Here is a 17445-nt window from a genome sequence, read left to right on the forward strand (position 1 = left end):
CCAGCACCACGGGGGAGGGCCGGCCCAGGTTGCTGGTCCTGGATGGCCATTCCATGGCATTCCGGGCCTTCTACGCCCTTCCTGCTGAAAACTTCTCTACCGCCAGAGGCCAGCACACCAACGCCGTGCATGGATTCACCTCCATGCTCATCAACCTGATCAAGGACCAGAAGCCAACGCACGTCGCCGTGGCGTTCGACGTCTCTGACGACACCACCTTCCGCAAGGCCGAGTACAGCGAGTACAAGGGTGGCCGCAACGCGACGCCTGCGGAGTTCCAAGGCCAGATCGCCCTCATCGCCAGGGTCATGGAGGCCTGGGGTATCAAGACCATCGCACTGCCCGGCTACGAGGCTGATGACATCCTGGCCACCCTAGCTGCCCAGGCGGATGCCGCCGGCTTTGAGGTCCTCCTGGTCTCGGGGGACAGGGACTCCTTCCAGCTCATCAATGACAACGTGTTTGTGCTCTACCCCAAACAGGGCGTGAGCAACATCCCCAAGCTGGATGCCGCGGCCATTGAGGAGAAGTACTTCGTCAAGCCTGCCCTGTATTCGGACCTCGCCGCACTGGTGGGCGAATCCGCGGACAACCTTCCGGGCGTACCGGGCGTGGGGCCAAAGACCGCCGCCAAATGGATCAACCTCTACGGTGGCCTGGAGGGCATCCTGGAGAACCTGGACGCCATCGGCGGCAAGGTGGGCGGGGCACTCAAGGAGAACCTGGAGAACGTCAAACGTAACCGCAGGCTGAACCAGCTGCTGACGGACCTCGAACTGCCCGTCGGGCTGGAGGACCTCCACGAGCCGCGCCCCGACCGGCAGGCCATCGAGGAACTGTTCGAGGAACTGGAATTCCGCACCCTGCGCGCCCGGTTGTTCGATCTGTACGGTGACGACACCACCGGTGCCGCCCCGGACACCATCGAAGCCCCTGAGTTTGCCACGCTCAAGGACGCCGCTGAGTTGGAGGCCTTCTTCAGCGCCGGCTCCGGCACACGTTCCGCGATTGCCATCCAGCCCGTCCAAGGCCGCATAGGCGAGGATGCCAACGCGTTGGCAGTGGTCCGGAACAATGGCGCTGCCTATATCGACCTCACGGAGTTGGATTCAGCAGCCGAGCCGGTGCTGGCCAACTGGCTCCGGGATCCTGAAGAAGCCAAGGTGGTGCACGAGTTCAAGGCCGCCCTCAAGGCCCTGCACAACCGTGGCCTGGGACTGGAAGGCGTGGTTGATGACACCTCGGTTTCCGGATACCTGATCCAGCCTGACCGCCGCAGCTACGACCTCCCTGAACTCGCCCAGGTCCACCTCAAGATCTCCCTGGGCGTTGTAACCGCGTCGGCCGGGCAGTTGGAGCTGGACCTCATGGGGGGCAGCGACCAAGCCGCAGCCGCAGCGCTCGTCCAGCAGGCCGCCGTCGTGCATGCCCTCAGCAAGCACTTCGAGAAGGAACTCGCCGACCGCAAGGCCGACGCCCTGCTGACCACGCTGGAGCTCCCTGTGTCCCGCGTCCTGGCACAGATGGAACTGACTGGTATCTACGTCTCCATGGACCGCATGAACGAGCAGCTTGCGGACCTCACCAAGGTGATCGAGAACGCCCAGGAGCAGGCCTTCGCCGCGATCGGGCATGAGGTGAACCTGGGTTCGCCCAAGCAGCTGCAGACCGTCCTTTTCGAGGAACTCGGCCTCCCGAAGACCAAGAAAATCAAGTCCGGCTACACCACGGATGCGGCATCGTTGAAGGCTCTGCTGGAGAAGACCGGCCACGAGTTCCTGGTGCAGCTCATGGCGCACCGGGAATCATCCAAGCTCGCCCAGATGGTGGAAACCCTTAAGAAGTCCGTGGCGGACGATGGGCGCATCCACACCACCTACGCGCAGAACATTGCTGCCACGGGCAGGATCTCCTCGAACAACCCCAACCTGCAAAATATCCCGGTCCGCAGCGAAGAAGGTCGCCGTGTCCGCGGGATCTTCGTGGTCAGCGAAGGGTATGAATGCCTCCTGTCCGCTGACTACTCACAGATCGAAATGCGCATCATGGCCCACCTCTCCGGTGACGAAGCACTGATCCAGGCATACAGGGACGGGGAGGACCTGCACCGCTTCGTGGGCTCGCGGATCTTCAACGTCGCTCCTGCCGAGGTCACCAGCGCGATGCGATCCAAAGTGAAGGCCATGTCCTATGGCTTGGCTTACGGGCTGACCTCGTTCGGCCTCTCAAAGCAGCTGGAAATTTCCGTGGACGAGGCCCGGACGCTGATGAAGGATTACTTCGATCGCTTCGGCGGCGTGCGTGACTATCTCAGGGGCGTTGTGGACCAGGCGAGGGTGGATGGTTACACGGCCACCATTGAGGGTCGTCGCCGTTACCTCCCGGACCTCACCAGCACTAATCGCCAGGGCCGGGAAGCGGCCGAGCGAATTGCCCTTAATTCGCCCATCCAGGGGTCCGCCGCCGATATCATCAAGCGGGCAATGTTGGGTGTTTCGGCCGAACTTGCGGGCCAGGGCTTGAAATCGCGGATGCTCCTCCAGGTCCATGATGAACTCGTCCTTGAGGTCGCACCGGGAGAGCGCGAGGCCGTCGAGAAACTCGTGGTGGAGCAAATGGGGGCTGCTGCTGAGCTGTCAGTCCCGTTGGACGTCCAGCTCGGCGTGGGCTCCAGCTGGTATGAGGCCGGCCACTAGCCGCCAGACGTTCCAAGGATCGCCGGAGGGCGCGCCGCCTGGATGGTGGCGCGCCCTCCGGCGTCTGGCTAGGCTCGGGGCGTGGCTGATCCCAATGAAAGATATTCCGAAACGAATTCCGCCGAAAAATATGCCGGGAAATACAGGGTTCAACAATTCCCTGCCGTAGCTGATCGCGAGGACCCCGGCTACTCCCGCTGTGCCGCGTGGGTCCAGGCAGTCTCGCACGGCTTCCACCAGCACAGGCGCGACGACGACTACATCGCCAAGACCCTGCGCGCTTACCGCACGGACCGCCGCGAATTGACCGGGGTCTACATCAACGGAGACGTTCCCCAGCACGCTCTGGGCGCGGAGGTTCCGGTGGCCACGTACGGCACCATGCGCAAATCCCTGAACATCGGGTTTGGCCGGCAACTGGAATCAAACCTGGTGACCGCGGTGACCGTACGTGGAACGCACCGGCGCAAAGGGCTGCTCCGGGGCATGATCACCGCTGACCTTGCCGGCGCAAAGGACGATGGCCTCGCCATGGCAGCGCTGACGGCCTCGGAGGGGTCCATCTACGGCCGCTTCGGTTTTGGCGTGGCTACTTTTGAGCGCAGCATCAAGGTCGATACCGGCCCTCGTTTTCGCCTCAAGGGGCTGGCGACGGGAACGGTTGAGGTGGCTGATCCGGCAGTTCTGCTGGACGTTGCGCCACAGGTCTTCGAGCACGTCCAGCGGGTAACTCCTGGCTCAGTAGACCGTCAAGAGTACTATCGCTTGCTGGCTTCCGGAGCGATCGGCCATGACGGGAAGCCGGACACCGGGGTCAGAAGCGCCCTGCACTACGACTCCTCCGGGACACCGGACGGCTACGTTTCCTATCGCTTCAAGGGCTGGGACGCCAAGCCGTACACCATGGAAATCGTGGACCTCGTTGCTGGTACCAATGCGGCCTACCTCGATCTCTGGCGCTTCCTTGGGAGCATCGATCTCATTGACCAGGTGACGTGGGCCGAGGCCCCCGTGGATGATCCGTTGACGTGGGCCCTGGAAGATCCCAGATGCTTGGATTCCTCGGACGTGCGGGACATGTTGTGGTTACGGATCCTGGACGTTCCGGCAGCGCTGTCCGCCCGCCGGTACCCGGTTGCCGGAAAGCTTGTCATGGAAGTCTCGGATACCCTTGGCATGGCTGGTGGCACGTGGGCGTTGGAGTCCGACGGCGGTGCTGCCGCGACCGTCACCGAGGCATCCGGCCAGGAACCGGATCTCTGGATGGATGTCGCCGATCTCGCGTCGATCTATCTTGGTGCTGTGTCCCCGGTGACGCTCACTGCTGCAGGGCGGATGCGTGAAGGCAAGCCCGGTGCCGCATTCGCAGCCCAACAGCTTTTTGCTGTGGAACGGCCAGCACACTGCCTCACCCATTTCTAGAAATACACTTCTACAAAGAGCTCACACACCCAATAGACAAGGACATCCATGGGGGATTCCAAGCGGCGGCCGCTGGCCGGCCGGCGATCAGTGCTGCTTGGAATGGCGGGACTGGCATCTGCTGCCCTGGCGGCTTGCGCGGACAACGGGAGGCCGGCATTCCCGGACGGCGCGGGAGCAGGGCCGGCGTCGCCTGTCGCCCGGCCAAGCGCACCGGGTGCCGGCCCTGCGACGCCACCGCCTTCGATCGCTGCACTCTCAAGCGAGCAGGCCACCGCGGCCATCGCCGCCAAACCCGGCGGCGGTGAAGGAGGCAGCGGTGAGGGAGGCGACAGCACTGTAGCTCCGCCGTCGAGCGTTCCTGCATCGCCAGCCACAATCCCAGGCAAGCCGCAGATCCTGGCGGAATTTGGTCCCCTGCGGCCCCAGGAGTGGGGCCTTCACGTTACGGGTGTGGTGAACAATTCTGCCTCGCAGCATGTGGCCCTGACCTTCGACGCCTGCGGTGGCCCCGGCGGAACCGGCTGTGACCACAAATTGCTGAAGTCGCTCCGCAGCCTCAACGTCCCGGCCACGCTTTTCATCAACAGCCGTTGGATTGCCGCCAACAGGTCACTTGCCGCGGAACTGGCCGCCGAGCCTCTCTTCGAGCTCGCGAACCACGGGACACTGCACCTGCCCTTGTCAGTTAACGGCAGGTCCGCCTACGGCATTGCCGGAACGGCAAACCCGGCCGCAGTGTACGAGGAATTAATGGGCAACCAAGCCCTGATGCTTGAGTTGACCGGTGTTTCGCCTCGCTTCTTCAGGCCGGGAACGGCGTTCTACGACGAAGTCGCTGCGAGCATGACCCGCAGGTTGGGGATGCTCCCGGTCAACTTCACGGTGAACGGCGACGGCGGAGCCACTTTCACGCCGGCAACCGTCGCCGGGGAAGTGGCCAAGGTTGCTGCGGGGGACATCGTGATTTCGCATTTCAACAGGCCGACCTCGGGAACTGCCGAGGGTTATGCGAAGGCTTTGCCTCGCTTGCTGGACCGCGGGGTTACGTTTGCGCGGCTCGGAGATGTCCTGCCTGTGTGAAGGCCTTCGTAGTCCTGCCGGGGTCCTTTTGACCCTGCTTTGCAGATACGACTAGAATAAACGGGCGTGTACTACGTGCATGCGTCCATTTTGTATTAATCCACAAATCAGGATGACCCGGTATTTTGCCGTGTTCTGCCGTCCGGACCCGGGCGGCAGCGGTTTGCCTGACCGACACACTATCCACAACGGAGCCCCTACTACATGACCATCACCTCCACCGAGAAGCCCGGTACCCCCGTAGTCGCCATTAACGACATCGGTACCGCTGAGGACTTCCTCGCAGCTGTCGACGCCACCATCAAGTACTTCAACGACGGCGACCTCGTCGAAGGTACCGTCGTCAAGGTCGACCGCGACGAAGTCCTGCTCGACATCGGTTACAAGACCGAAGGTGTCATCCCTTCCCGCGAGCTTTCCATCAAGCACGACGTTGACCCCGGCGAAGTTGTTGCCGTTGGCGATCAGGTCGAAGCTTTGGTTCTCACCAAGGAAGACAAAGAAGGCCGTCTGATCCTCTCCAAGAAGCGTGCTCAGTACGAGCGCGCCTGGGGCGACATCGAGAAGGTCAAGGAAGAAGACGGCGTCGTTACCGGTACCGTCATCGAGGTTGTCAAGGGTGGCCTCATCCTGGACATCGGCCTGCGCGGCTTCCTGCCCGCATCCCTCGTCGAGATGCGTCGTGTCCGCGACCTCGCTCCGTACATCGGTCAGCAGATCGAAGCCAAGATCATCGAGCTGGACAAGAACCGCAACAACGTTGTGCTGTCCCGCCGTGCATGGCTCGAGCAGACCCAGTCCGAGGTCCGCTCCACGTTCCTCAACAAGCTGGAAAAGGGCCAGGTTCGTCCCGGCGTCGTTTCCTCCATCGTCAACTTCGGTGCATTCGTGGACCTTGGCGGCGTAGACGGCCTCGTTCACGTTTCCGAGCTCTCCTGGAAGCACATCGACCACCCGTCCGAGGTTGTCGAGGTTGGCCAGGAAGTCACCGTCGAGGTCCTCGAAGTGGATCTGGACCGCGAGCGTGTCTCCCTGTCGCTCAAGGCTACGCAGGAAGATCCGTGGCAGACCTTCGCCCGCACCCACGCCCTCGGCCAGGTTGTTCCGGGTAAGGTCACCAAGCTGGTTCCGTTCGGTGCGTTCGTTCGCGTCGAAGACGGCATCGAAGGCCTCGTTCACATCTCCGAGCTGGCTGTCCGCCACGTGGAGCTCGCCGAGCAGGTTGTCTCCGTTGGCGACGAACTGTTCGTCAAGGTCATCGACATCGACCTCGAGCGTCGTCGCATCTCCCTCTCCCTCAAGCAGGCCAACGAGGGCGTTGACGCTGACAGCACCGAGTTCGATCCCGCTCTGTACGGTATGGCCGCTGAGTACGACGAAGAGGGCAACTACAAGTACCCCGAGGGCTTCGACCCCGAGTCGAACGAATGGCTCGAAGGCTACGAGACCCAGCGCGCCGCTTGGGAGCAGCAGTACGCTGACGCCCAGACCCGTTGGGAAGCCCACAAGAAGCAGGTTGCACAGCACGCTGCTGACGACGCTGCCGCTGCAACGTCCGGTGAGAGCGATTCCGGCACCACCAGCTACTCCTCGGAGCCGGCTGCTGCCGAGTCCAACGCCGGTACCCTGGCGTCCGACGAAGCTCTCGCGGCACTGCGTGAGAAGCTGACCGGCAACTAATTCCGCCACCCCTCACGGGATGCGCTGAATAGCTAAAGAAGGACCCCTGCCGCAAGGCAGGGGTCCTTCTGCTTAAGTCAGGTGCGAGGGGCACTAGTGAAAAGAGCGCTGCCTATCGGAGGACCAGCCGCGCTTCCACTGAAGCGGCCTCGACTATGAGTTCGGCACCGAGGGAAGACAGCAGGGCTTGTGCAGCCATGTTTGCTGGCGTAGTAGAGGCTTGGAGGACGGCGAAGCCCCGAGCACGCGCTTCGTCTGCCACCAGGTGGAGGGCCAGCAGCCCCACACCCCGGCCCCGGAAACTCCGGCCCAACCAGATGCCGGTTTCTGCGGAACCGGGCGCCGTTCGTTTCAGCCTGATGGAGCCAACCACCGTTCCGTCTGCCACCACAGCCCAGGTCTTCTCACGCGCAGGCCCTTCAAGTCCGGCTGCAGCGGCCCGGTGATAGGCGTGAAACCAGGCGATCCGCTCAGGGTTCCAGGACGGCGTCGAGCCCAGCGGGGGAGTGACCTCATCAGCGCTGGCTTGTACGAGCGCCAACGCAAGCAATTCCTTGAGCATCTCCTCATCTACGTCGGCCAGTGCCACGCGGGGTGCCACAGGTGAGTCAGGGCACATCGATCCATTCCGTTCCCTCCGGCTGGAGCACCGCAGACCCGGCGGTTAGCGCCGCGAGCCGTGCACCGGCGTCGGCCATTGCTGCCGGCTCATCGGGGAGCGCCAATCGCAGGACCGTCTCGTTGGCTCCGTAGCCGGTCTCCGCCATTACGTACCCGGCCGAGCGGAGGTCATTTTCCAGTCGCCCGGCGGCGGCATGCGGAACGCTGACGGCGTGTAGCCGCAGCCTGCGGCGCTGCACCAGCGGGGCGGCATCAAGGGCAGCCGAGACCGACTCCGAATAGGCGCGGACCAGCCCGCCGGCGCCCAGGAGAATCCCACCAAAATAGCGCACGACGACGGCGCTTACGTCGCTCAGATCAGTCACCCCGGGTGCTGTCTCACGCTTGAGCAGTGCCTCCAGCATGGGGATACCAGCCGTGCCGGAAGGTTCGCCGTCGTCACTGGATCGTTGAACCATCCTGTCCGGACCTACAACGAAAGCCGAACAGTGGTGCCGTGCGTCATGGAACTCGCGTCGCAGCGCTGCCACAAGTGAGCGTGCCGTATCTTCGTCAGGAGAGCGGCGGAGGACGGTGATGAAGCGGGAGCGGCGGATCTCCAGCTCGTGACGGAAATCAGGACCCTCGGCCAGCGTTGTGTAGGCCGTCGCGCGGCTGTCATCCTCAAATTCCACCGCTTCAGTCTAGTGTGGAGGGGTGTTGAAGATCGGGCTGACGGGCGGCATCGCCTCGGGAAAATCGCTGGTGGCGGCCAGGCTGCAAGAGCTGGGGGCTGTGCTCATTGATGCTGACGTCATTGCCAGGCAAGTGGTGGAGCCGGGAACTCCGGGCCTGGCCCGTGTAGTAGAGGCTTTTGGGCCGGAGATCCTGGACCCTCAGGGGAGGCTGGACCGGCCCGCCCTTGGCGCCATAGTTTTCCAGGATCCCGCTCGGCGGGAAGTGCTCAATGGCATCATCCATCCGTTGGTCCGGGAGTCCGCAGCGGCAATCGTCGCCGAAGCTACGGATGAAGACATTCTGGTCCAGGACATTCCCTTGTTGGTAGAGACAGGGCAGGGGAGCGCTTTCCATCTGGTAATCGTGGTGGACGCCCCGGATGATGTGCGGATTCAACGGATGGTCGGCCTTCGCGGAATGACCCATGAGGACGCGCGTTCCCGAATGGCGGCCCAAGCCAGCCAGGAGGCAAGAATCGCTGCGGCGGACATCGTCCTGGAAAATTCCGGTAGCCGTGAGGAACTGCTCGCCAAAGTCGATGACCTGTGGTTCGGGCGGTTGGTGCCCTTCGCTGAGAATTGCAGGCGTGGTGTTCGTGCCCGGCGGACAAATGGTCCGGTCCTGTCCGCCCCGAGAACCGACTGGGGCCGCCAAGCGGCCCGGCTCTCCTCGCGCATCCAGGCGGCAGCACCGGATGACATCCTCGCCGTGGACCACATTGGGTCTACGTCCGTGCCCGGACTGGCCGCCAAGGATGTTATCGACCTTCAAGTGACCGTTGCGGACCTTGACGCAGCGGATCGGATCGCAGCTCGTCTGGCCGCTGCTGGATACCCACGTGTTCCTGGCGTGGCCGCGGACACCCCGAAGCCGTCACACCCTGATCCGGCCCAATGGCAAAAGCGCTTCCATGCCAATGCTGATCCGGGACGCCCAACCAACCTTCATGTGCGCGTTGCCGGCACGCCGGGTTGGAGATACGCGCTGCTGTTCCGCGACTGGTTGAGGGCGGAACCTTCTGCTCTTGCCGTGTACGAGGCGCACAAACGCGAAGTGGCTGCACAGCATGCCACTGACGCCGGCACCGCTGGATACGCCGATGCCAAAGAACCCTGGTTCACGGAGGTGGCCTGGCCGCTGATGGATGAGTGGGCCAGCCGCACCGGCTGGCAACCGCCGTCGTATTCATCCGGTTGCAGCGGGACATAAAGCAGGACAATAACTGTCGGGGTGCGGGGGTAGATTGGTGTCATGAGTCTTGCCCAGGAGATCAACCGTGTCGTCGCGCCCTTCGAAGTCGTCAGCGACTACAAACCCGCCGGAGACCAGCCGGCGGCAATTGCGGAACTGACGGAACGCATCAAGAACGGCGAGAAGGACGTCGTACTTCTTGGCGCAACGGGTACGGGGAAGAGCGCCACCACTGCGTGGCTCATTGAGCAGGTGCAGCGCCCCACGTTGGTCATGGTTCAAAACAAGACCCTGGCAGCGCAACTCGCCAACGAGTTCAGGGAACTCCTGCCCAACAATGCGGTGGAGTATTTTGTTTCGTACTACGACTACTACCAACCGGAAGCCTACGTACCCCAGACGGATACGTTCATCGAAAAGGACTCCTCGGTCAATGAGGAAGTTGAGCGCCTTCGGCACTCGGCCACCAATGCACTGCTGACCCGGCGCGATGTCATCGTGGTGGCCACAGTCTCCTGCATTTACGGCCTGGGAACGCCCGAAGAATACATTGCGGGCATGGTGACGCTCACCAAGGGCGCTGAAATGAACCGCGACCACCTCCTTCGCAAGTTCGTTTCCATGCAGTACACGCGAAACGACATGGACTTCCACCGCGGCACCTTTCGCGTCCGCGGAGACACCGTAGAGATCATTCCCATGTACGAGGAACTCGCACTCAGAATCGAATTCTTCGGCGATGAAATCGAGAACATCTACACACTGCATCCAGTCACCGGCGAGGTCATCCGCGAGGAAACCGAGATGTACGTCTTCCCGGCTTCCCACTACGTGGCAGGACCGGAACGAATGGGCCGGGCGATCACAGCCATCGAAGACGAACTCGCCGAACGCCTGAAGGTGCTGGAAAGCCAGAACAAGCTGGTGGAAGCCCAGCGCCTCAGGATGCGGACCACCTACGATCTCGAAATGATGCAGCAGATGGGTTTCTGCAACGGCATCGAGAATTACTCCCGGCACATTGACGGCCGCGCCGGCGGTACGGCACCGCACTGCCTGTTGGACTACTTCCCTGACGACTTCCTCCTGGTCATCGACGAATCCCACGTCACCGTCCCGCAAATTGGCGCTATGTATGAAGGGGACATGTCCCGCAAGCGCACGCTGGTAGACCACGGCTTCCGGCTGCCCTCCGCCATGGACAACCGGCCATTGAAGTGGGACGAGTTCCTTGAACGCATCGGGCAGACCGTGTACTTGTCGGCCACGCCCGGAAAGTACGAGCTCGGGAAGGCCGACGGCTATGTCCAGCAGATCATCCGGCCCACCGGCCTGATCGACCCCGAAGTGATCGTGAAGCCCACCAAGGGACAAATCGATGACCTCCTGGGTGAAATCCGCCAACGTACTGAACGCGATGAACGTGTCCTGGTCACCACGTTGACCAAGCGGATGGCCGAAGACCTCACGGACTACCTTCTGGGCCATGGAGTCAAGGTCCAGTACCTCCACTCCGACGTCGATACTCTTCGCCGGGTGGAACTGCTGCGCGAGCTGCGGATGGGGGTCTTTGACGTCCTGGTCGGCATCAACCTCCTGCGTGAAGGCCTGGACCTGCCTGAAGTCTCACTCGTAAGCATCCTGGATGCGGACAAGGAAGGCTTCCTGCGTTCCTCCACCTCCCTGATCCAGACGATTGGCCGTGCCGCTCGAAATGTGTCCGGCCAGGTCCACATGTACGCGGACAGGATCACGGACTCCATGGCCCACGCCATCGAGGAAACCAACCGGCGCCGCGCCATTCAGGTCAAGTACAACACCGACAATGGGGTTGACCCCCAGCCGCTTCGCAAGAAGATCGCTGACATCACGGACCAGTTGGCACGCGAAGATGCCGATACCCAGGAGCTCCTGAACAACAACAGGCTGGCCAAGGGAGCCAAACGTACGTCCGGCGCCAAAGGTGCAGCCACCGTCCGGAAGGACGGGCTGGCCGCAGCTCCAGCGGAAGACCTGGTTGGCCTCATCGAACAACTCACGGAACAGATGCATGGCGCCGCTGCCGAACTGCAATTCGAGGTGGCGGCCCGAATCCGTGACGAAGTGGGGGAGTTGAAGCGGGAATTGCGTCAAATGCAGTCTGCAGGGCACGCCTAAGGTAAGGTTATGGTCACGTAGGGGAGTATCCCAAGCGCTACGTCCGTCAGCACGCAAGGCACAGATGCCTCGCCGGACTTAGTGGGCCGCTGAACGTGCATTCACCGCACTGGCAGGCCGGAGAGACTTACACCGCTTTCCCGTACCCTGCGAAAGGCCCGCATTAATGGAGCTTCCAATCTGGTTTGAGGTCGGCTCGTTTGTCGCCCTCGGAATTATCCTGCTGATCGACCTCCTCCTGGTCGTCAAGCGTCCCCACGAACCAACAATGAAGGAAGCCGGCCTCTGGGTCGCCTTCTACGTTGCCTTGGCCCTGGTCTTTGCCGGTGCCATGTTCTACTTCACTGGCCCCGAATACGGCAGCCAGTTCGTCGCTGGCTGGGTTACCGAATACAGCCTGAGCATCGACAACCTGTTCGTCTTCATCATCATCATGGCCCGCTTCTCGGTGCCGCGGAAATACCAGCAGGAAGTGCTGATGGTGGGCATCATCATCGCACTGGTCCTTCGCGGTATTTTCATCGCCTTGGGCGCGGTAGTCATCGAGCAATTCAGCTGGATCTTCTACATCTTCGGCGCGTTCCTGCTGTGGACTGCCTGGAAGCAGGCCACGGATTCCGGTGAAGACGAAGAAGAAGGTGCCGAAAACCCCCTGGTTGCCCGGCTGCGCAAGGTCCTGCCGATGTCTGAAAAGTTCGACGGCGGCAAGCTGCGGACCACGGTGGACGGCAAGAAGGTCTTCACCCCGATGCTGATCGTCTTCGTGACCATCGGCATGACCGACCTCCTGTTCGCGGTGGACTCCATTCCCGCGATCTTCGGCCTGACCCAGAGTGCCTTCATCGTCTTCACGGCCAACATCTTCGCGCTCATGGGCCTGCGCCAGCTGTACTTCCTGCTGGGCGGACTGATGAGCCGCTTGATCTACTTGAAGCACGCCCTGTCAGTCATTCTTGCCTTCATTGGCGTCAAGCTCGTCCTGCACGCAATGCACGTCAACGAGCTTCCCTTCATCAACAACGGCCACCACATCGAGTGGGCTCCGGAGATTCCCACCTTCGTTTCGTTGGCGGTCATTATCGGCACGATCGTCGTAGCCGTCGTGGCCAGCTTGCTCAGCCCGGCCGCCCGCCAGTCCAAGCTGGACGCGCGGTTGGAAGAAGACGCGAAGAAGAGCTTGAGCGAAGCAGAGTAACCGGGCTGTGAAGGTTGTAGTCTCGTGAAGTGACTACCACTTCTACTACGGCGCTGGACCCCCAACGGGTTCAGCGCCGTACTGTTTTCCTGCTCAGCTCGGCGCAGCTCCTGAGCGGAATCGGTAACGGGGCCACGTTATCCATTGGATCGCTCCTGGCCGTGGACCTGTCCGGATCCGAGGCGTGGGCTGGATCCATCACTACTGTGCTGACCCTCGCTGCAGCCCTGACTGCCCTACCGCTGGCACGTCTCGCGGAAGCACGCGGACGCCGGGTTGGCCTCGTCTCCGGTTTGGTCGCTGCCATGATCGGGGCGCTCCTGGTGATGGCATCCGTGGTGGTCGGATCCTTCCCGCTGCTCCTGCTCGCTGCCGGTTTCCTCGGTCTTGGTACAGCCGCCAACCTTCAGGCGAGGTTCGCCGCCGTCGACCTCGCCCACGCTGAGCACCGCGGCAGGTCACTGTCCACTGTTGTTTGGGCCATCACGATTGGGGCTGTCGCGGGGCCGAACCTCATCCAGCCCGGCGCCGCAGTGGGGGCCGCATTGGGCCTGCCGCCGATTGCCGGACCGTTTGTCTTCTCGGCCGCAGGGCTGTTCCTGGCGGCGGTGCTGCTGTTTGCCGGTTTGCGGCCCGACCCGCTGCTGCTGGCACGGCGCTTGGCCTCGGAATCCGCGGGCGCCGGGTCCCAGCCTGTCAGGGGCACCATCCGTTCCGGCCTGCAGGCTGTTCGTTCCTCGCCCCGGGCCATCCTTGGGCTTGCGGCCGTGGTCGCAGCACACGGCGTCATGGTGGCGATCATGTCCATGACACCCTTGCACCTGCAGCAGCTGGTTGGCGGTTCACATGCCGGCCATCACGGCGGAACAACTGACAGCACGGATGCCTTGGTAGTTATTGGGCTGACCATTTCGCTGCATATCGCCGGCATGTTCGCCCTATCGCCACTTTGGGGTTGGCTGACGGACAAAGCCGGCCGCATCCAAACCATCGCCATGGGCCACGGGCTTCTGCTGGTCGCAGTGCTGATCGCAGGAATCGGCCAACAAGAGCCGGTGTTGGTCACCACCGGGCTGATCATCCTTGGCCTTGGCTGGTCCGCCGCGACCATTGCCGGATCCACCCTGCTTGCGGAGAGCGTCGGCGAAGAACAGAGGGTAACCGTGCAGGGCGTTTCCGATACGCTCATGGGCGCGGCGGGTGCAACGGGCGGCGCGACGTCCGGACTCCTCCTCGCCTGGCTCGGCTACGAAGGACTGAACATAGCCGCTGGCGTGCTGGCCGCCGTCATGCTGGCCTTAACGGCCGCCACCGCTGCCCGGGTGCGCCGTTCACTCCCCGCATAGGAAGAATCCCTGCGCGGGAACAATCCCTGCGCTGGAAACAGGGTGGGTTAGCGGGAACCCCGCACAAGCCCGAAGAGCCGCCTGAAGATGCCTTCGCCGTCTTCCCCTATGCCGTCATGGTGGAAGTCGTCCGTGACCCAGGTTTGAAGCCCACGGACTGCCGCGGCGGTTTCCATTGAGAGGTCATGGTCCACGTAGATATCGTTTTTGTAGACGGCGGCTGCTACTGGAACCTTGTTGACCGCCAACTGCTGGTGGTCGTAGAGGGGACACCAGTCCGACTTGGCTGCCAGCAAGTCGGCTACGTCGCGAAGCGGGATCAGTGCCGGATCCTGTTCGAAGTACCAGGGGTAGACCATTTCGCCCGTGAGCAGGGGGGCTTCTGCTTCGGGTTTGAACTCCGGGAATTCTTCCAGCACGCGCCATGCTGCCCAGTCCGTGGCCTGCCCCTGCCCGTAGATCGATTCATGGAGAACCGCGTACAGAGGGTTCCCGGCCCGGCTCACCAGGGTCCGGACTTGCTCAAGGAACACCTCCGACAGGCGTTCGCCCACGGGTGTTTCGATGAAAGCGTCCTCCAGGAGGTAGTGCAGGGAGTCCACCCGGGTGTTGCCGCCGAGGAACGATCCCACCATCTGGAACCGCTCGGGCGTCAGCCGTTCTCCGCTGGCCAGGAATTCCTCATGCTGCCCGAGGTGGCGGACGATCCTGGTGACAGTTTCGCGGTCTTCCGGATACCAGGCGAAATACTCCGCGTTCCGCTCCGCCACCCGGCGGAAAGTGGCGCGGTACACGCGCTCTGCGGGACCGTGCAGCGGGGCAAGTCCTCCCGTGATGAGAACCTCCCGCAGCCCTTTCGGGGCGAACGATAAATAGGTCAACGCGCAGAACCCACCAAAGCTCTGGCCCAGCACCGACCATGGGCCGGAATCCAGGGCATGCCGGATGAACTCGGCGTCAGCCACGATCGAATCGGCCCGGAAATGCGTCAGGTAGTCAGCCTGGGCTGCGGCGTCACCCCGCAGCTCCAATGACTGCCGCTCCACCGGAGTGGAAAGGCCTGTGCCGCGCTGGTCCAGCATCAGGATCCGAAAATCCTTGGCCGCTGCCTTCATCCAACCTGAGAGGGAAGTGACGCGGTTCCCGCGTCCGCCGGGTCCACCCTGGAGGAACAGCAACCACGGAAGTTTGGCGGCCTCCTCCGCGGAGTACTCCGTGGAGGAATACTCCCGCGCGAATACAGTGATCGTTTCGCCGGTCGTCTGGCCGTCCACAGCAGATGTGGCCAAACAGTGGTCCAGGGGGACCGTGAAGTAGTGCTCAGCGGTTCGGAGGCCTCGGAATTCGTGCCGGGCGCGGATGCGGTGCGCGTCGGCCACGGCCTGCAGTTCAGCCATGGGCAAGAGCCTTGCTTCCGTTGGTGGCACCTGCCCCGAACGTTTCCAGCGCCTCGCCGGCCAGCCTGAACGTCGACCATTCATCCATGGGGAGGGCGCCAAGGTTCTTATAGAACTTGATGGACGGTTCGTTCCAGTCCAGGACGCTCCACTCCACCCGGGCATAGCCGCGTTCGACGGCGGTCGCGGCAAGATGCTGCAGGAGCGCCTTGCCATGGCCCTCGCCACGCGCTTCCGGAATAACGTAAAGGTCCTCCAGGTAGATGCCGTGGACACCCTCCCACGTTGAGTAGTTCAGGAACCACAGGGCGAAACCTTGCACTGTCCCAGCGGCATTCGCGGCCATGGTGGCGTACACCCGGGGGTTCTCTCCGAAGAGCACCTCGGTCAGGAGCTCCGGGGTGTTCCTGACGGCGTCGGGTTCCTTTTCGTAGATCGCAAGATCGTGGATCATACGCAGGATGGCGGGAACGTCTTCAACGGTGGCAGGGCGGATTACACTCATGCTTCCGAGCTTACTAGGGCCCGGGTCGCCTACCGCCAGCGCAGGGCGGAGGAGCCGTACGTGACAGGAGGTTCTTGATAACCAACGGGAACACCATCCACCGTGATGGGTGGGCCGACGTACCGGAGACGGCCGTAGGGGCTGTCCATCTCGTGGAAATCGGGCTCTGGCAGCTCGACTTCAGTTGCCGTGCCCGTCGAAAGGAGAAGTAACTCTTCCGCTGTCCGGGCCAGCGAAAGCCGGGCCGCTCCGCCACGTCCCGTACCCAGCCGCTGGGCAAGCAAAGCGAACACTGCCGCCGCAAGGCCATAACCCGTGGCGTGATCCAGTGCCTGCACCGGTAGCGCCCCAGGCCTCCACCCGCCGTCGCCGGACTGGCCGTATCGATCAGCTATCCCGCATGCTGCCTGCACGAGGCTGTCAAAACCTCGTCGCGCCTGCCAGGGACCGCCGTGGCCCCATGCGTCCAAGGCAACTACGACGAGGTCGGCGCGGCGCCGCACCAGCGCGTCGGGGGTCAATCCAAAACGATCCAGCCCGCCGCCGCGATACCCCACCACCACAACGTCTGCCGTCTCCAGGAGGCCCATTACCGCAGCCAGATCTTCGGGATTCCGGAAGTCTGCTTCGGCGCTGTGTTTGTCAAAGCCGGAGTCAATGAAGGCGTCCGTCAGCTCCGGAAGCTGGGGAGGGTCTATCCGGAGGACGTCCGCGCCCAAGGCTCCAAGGAGCCGGGTTGCCACGGGGCCGGCAATGACCCGGGTCAGGTCAAGGACTTTGAGACCTGCCAAAGGACGTTCCGGTTCCGCGGCAGGAACCCACGACGACGGGCGGCTTGCTTCAGCGGATTGTCCCGGTTGATCGAAAGTGATCCACGGCCCCTCACTGGCCGCTTCAAACATAGGGGCGGCTACCCACTCTTCCCTGGTACGGACAGCGGCCGCTACGCCGTCGTTTCCCGCAATAAGGTGTTCGGCTTCCAAAGCCGTCATTGCCAGAAGTGCGCGGTCCACGTCGGCAGGTTCGCTGGCCGAGACCGCTTCCATGAGCCGGGCCGCGTGGTGTGGATAGTTTGCGTGGAGGCGGATCCAGCCATCAGCGGTTTTTTGAAAACCGGACAAGGGAGCGAACCCTTCAGCTTTCCGGCCACCTATGCGCAGGTGCCCCAGGGAATCGAACGCGGCCGCAGTGGGCCCCGCTGCGACAGAATACCGGCGCGTCGTTCCCATCAAGGCATTCAGGGCCGTAGCTGCAGCCCGCACCGCGCCCAAAGCCAGCCCTTCCACGTCCAGTGCAGGAACGCCATTTGCGCAGGGCCACCATCGTCGCGATCCGGTCCAGGGAGCCGCAGGTTGTGCGCTCATTACCTCCAGCGCCCGCAAGCTGCTGCCGAGATCGGGGACGGATTCCATGGGACTTCCTTAAGCCGGTTGAG

General features: G+C 62.8%; 13 protein-coding genes. 8 read left to right on the forward strand and 5 right to left on the reverse strand.

Annotation, left to right across the window (positions count from 1 at the left end; all coding sequences use genetic code 11):
- Nucleotides 1-53: 53 nt before the first annotated feature.
- The 4 genes from polA (at nucleotide 54) to rpsA (ending at nucleotide 6881) form a co-directional block, all read left to right on the forward strand.
- Nucleotides 54-2696 carry a DNA polymerase I gene (gene polA, locus LDN82_RS11630; RefSeq protein WP_263422305.1) on the forward strand — a complete coding sequence of 881 codons (2643 nt, stop codon included), beginning with the start codon at nucleotides 54-56 and terminating at the stop codon, nucleotides 2694-2696.
- An 81-nt stretch (nucleotides 2697-2777) separates the two neighbouring features.
- Nucleotides 2778-4118: a GNAT family N-acetyltransferase gene (locus LDN82_RS11635; protein WP_224164344.1), complete on the forward strand. Its 1341-nt coding sequence runs from the start codon at nucleotides 2778-2780 to the stop codon at nucleotides 4116-4118.
- A gap of 48 nt (nucleotides 4119-4166) precedes the next feature.
- Nucleotides 4167-5201, forward strand: coding sequence for a polysaccharide deacetylase family protein (locus LDN82_RS11640; protein WP_224164345.1), 1035 nt, complete (start codon nucleotides 4167-4169; stop codon nucleotides 5199-5201).
- 204 nt (nucleotides 5202-5405) lie between these two features.
- A complete protein-coding gene (rpsA, locus tag LDN82_RS11645) occupies nucleotides 5406-6881 on the forward strand; it encodes a 30S ribosomal protein S1 (protein ID WP_216925808.1) in 1476 nt (491 codons plus the stop codon).
- Between the two features lie 112 nt (nucleotides 6882-6993).
- Here the strand turns inward: rpsA and LDN82_RS11650 are convergent, their stop codons facing one another.
- Together LDN82_RS11650 and LDN82_RS11655 are read right to left on the reverse strand one after the other, a co-directional pair.
- Entirely contained in the window at nucleotides 6994-7500 is a 507-nt protein-coding gene (locus tag LDN82_RS11650; protein ID WP_224164346.1) for a GNAT family N-acetyltransferase, read from the reverse strand.
- Complete coding sequence (locus LDN82_RS11655; protein ID WP_224164347.1) at nucleotides 7490-8176, reverse strand: YigZ family protein; 687 nt, start codon at nucleotides 8174-8176, stop codon at nucleotides 7490-7492. The genes LDN82_RS11650 and LDN82_RS11655 overlap by 11 nt, the downstream gene beginning before the upstream one ends.
- A gap of 22 nt (nucleotides 8177-8198) precedes the next feature.
- Between LDN82_RS11655 and coaE the strand changes: the two genes are divergently transcribed.
- From coaE to LDN82_RS11675, 4 genes are all read left to right on the forward strand, one after another.
- Nucleotides 8199-9428, forward strand: a complete 1230-nt coding sequence (coaE, locus tag LDN82_RS11660) for a dephospho-CoA kinase (protein ID WP_224164348.1) — start codon at nucleotides 8199-8201, stop codon at nucleotides 9426-9428.
- A gap of 42 nt (nucleotides 9429-9470) precedes the next feature.
- A complete protein-coding gene (gene uvrB, locus LDN82_RS11665) occupies nucleotides 9471-11567 on the forward strand; it encodes an excinuclease ABC subunit UvrB (RefSeq protein ID WP_224090213.1) in 2097 nt (698 codons plus the stop codon).
- A gap of 166 nt (nucleotides 11568-11733) precedes the next feature.
- Entirely contained in the window at nucleotides 11734-12762 is a 1029-nt protein-coding gene (locus tag LDN82_RS11670; RefSeq protein ID WP_224090214.1) for a TerC family protein, read from the forward strand.
- 29 nt (nucleotides 12763-12791) lie between these two features.
- Nucleotides 12792-14108, forward strand: a complete 1317-nt coding sequence (locus tag LDN82_RS11675; RefSeq protein WP_224164349.1) for an MFS transporter — start codon at nucleotides 12792-12794, stop codon at nucleotides 14106-14108.
- Nucleotides 14109-14155: 47 nt separating this feature from the next.
- On the opposite strand, the gene LDN82_RS11680 is transcribed toward LDN82_RS11675, so the two are convergent.
- The 3 genes from LDN82_RS11680 to LDN82_RS11690 are packed head-to-tail and all read right to left on the reverse strand — an operon-like array spanning nucleotide 14156 to nucleotide 17422.
- The gene (locus LDN82_RS11680) at nucleotides 14156-15505 is read right to left on the reverse strand and encodes an alpha/beta fold hydrolase (RefSeq protein WP_224164350.1); all 1350 of its coding nucleotides are present in this window, start codon (nucleotides 15503-15505) and stop codon (nucleotides 14156-14158) included.
- Nucleotides 15498-16010, reverse strand: a complete 513-nt coding sequence (locus LDN82_RS11685; protein ID WP_224164351.1) for a GNAT family N-acetyltransferase — start codon at nucleotides 16008-16010, stop codon at nucleotides 15498-15500. The genes LDN82_RS11680 and LDN82_RS11685 overlap by 8 nt, the downstream gene beginning before the upstream one ends.
- A 29-nt stretch (nucleotides 16011-16039) precedes the next feature.
- Nucleotides 16040-17422 carry a CoA transferase gene (locus LDN82_RS11690; RefSeq protein ID WP_224164352.1) on the reverse strand — a complete coding sequence of 461 codons (1383 nt, stop codon included), beginning with the start codon at nucleotides 17420-17422 and terminating at the stop codon, nucleotides 16040-16042.
- Between the last annotated feature and the right edge of the window lie 23 nt (nucleotides 17423-17445).

This window comes from Arthrobacter sp. StoSoilA2 (genome assembly GCF_019977195.1).
Classification (GTDB): Bacteria; Actinomycetota; Actinomycetes; order Actinomycetales; family Micrococcaceae; genus Arthrobacter.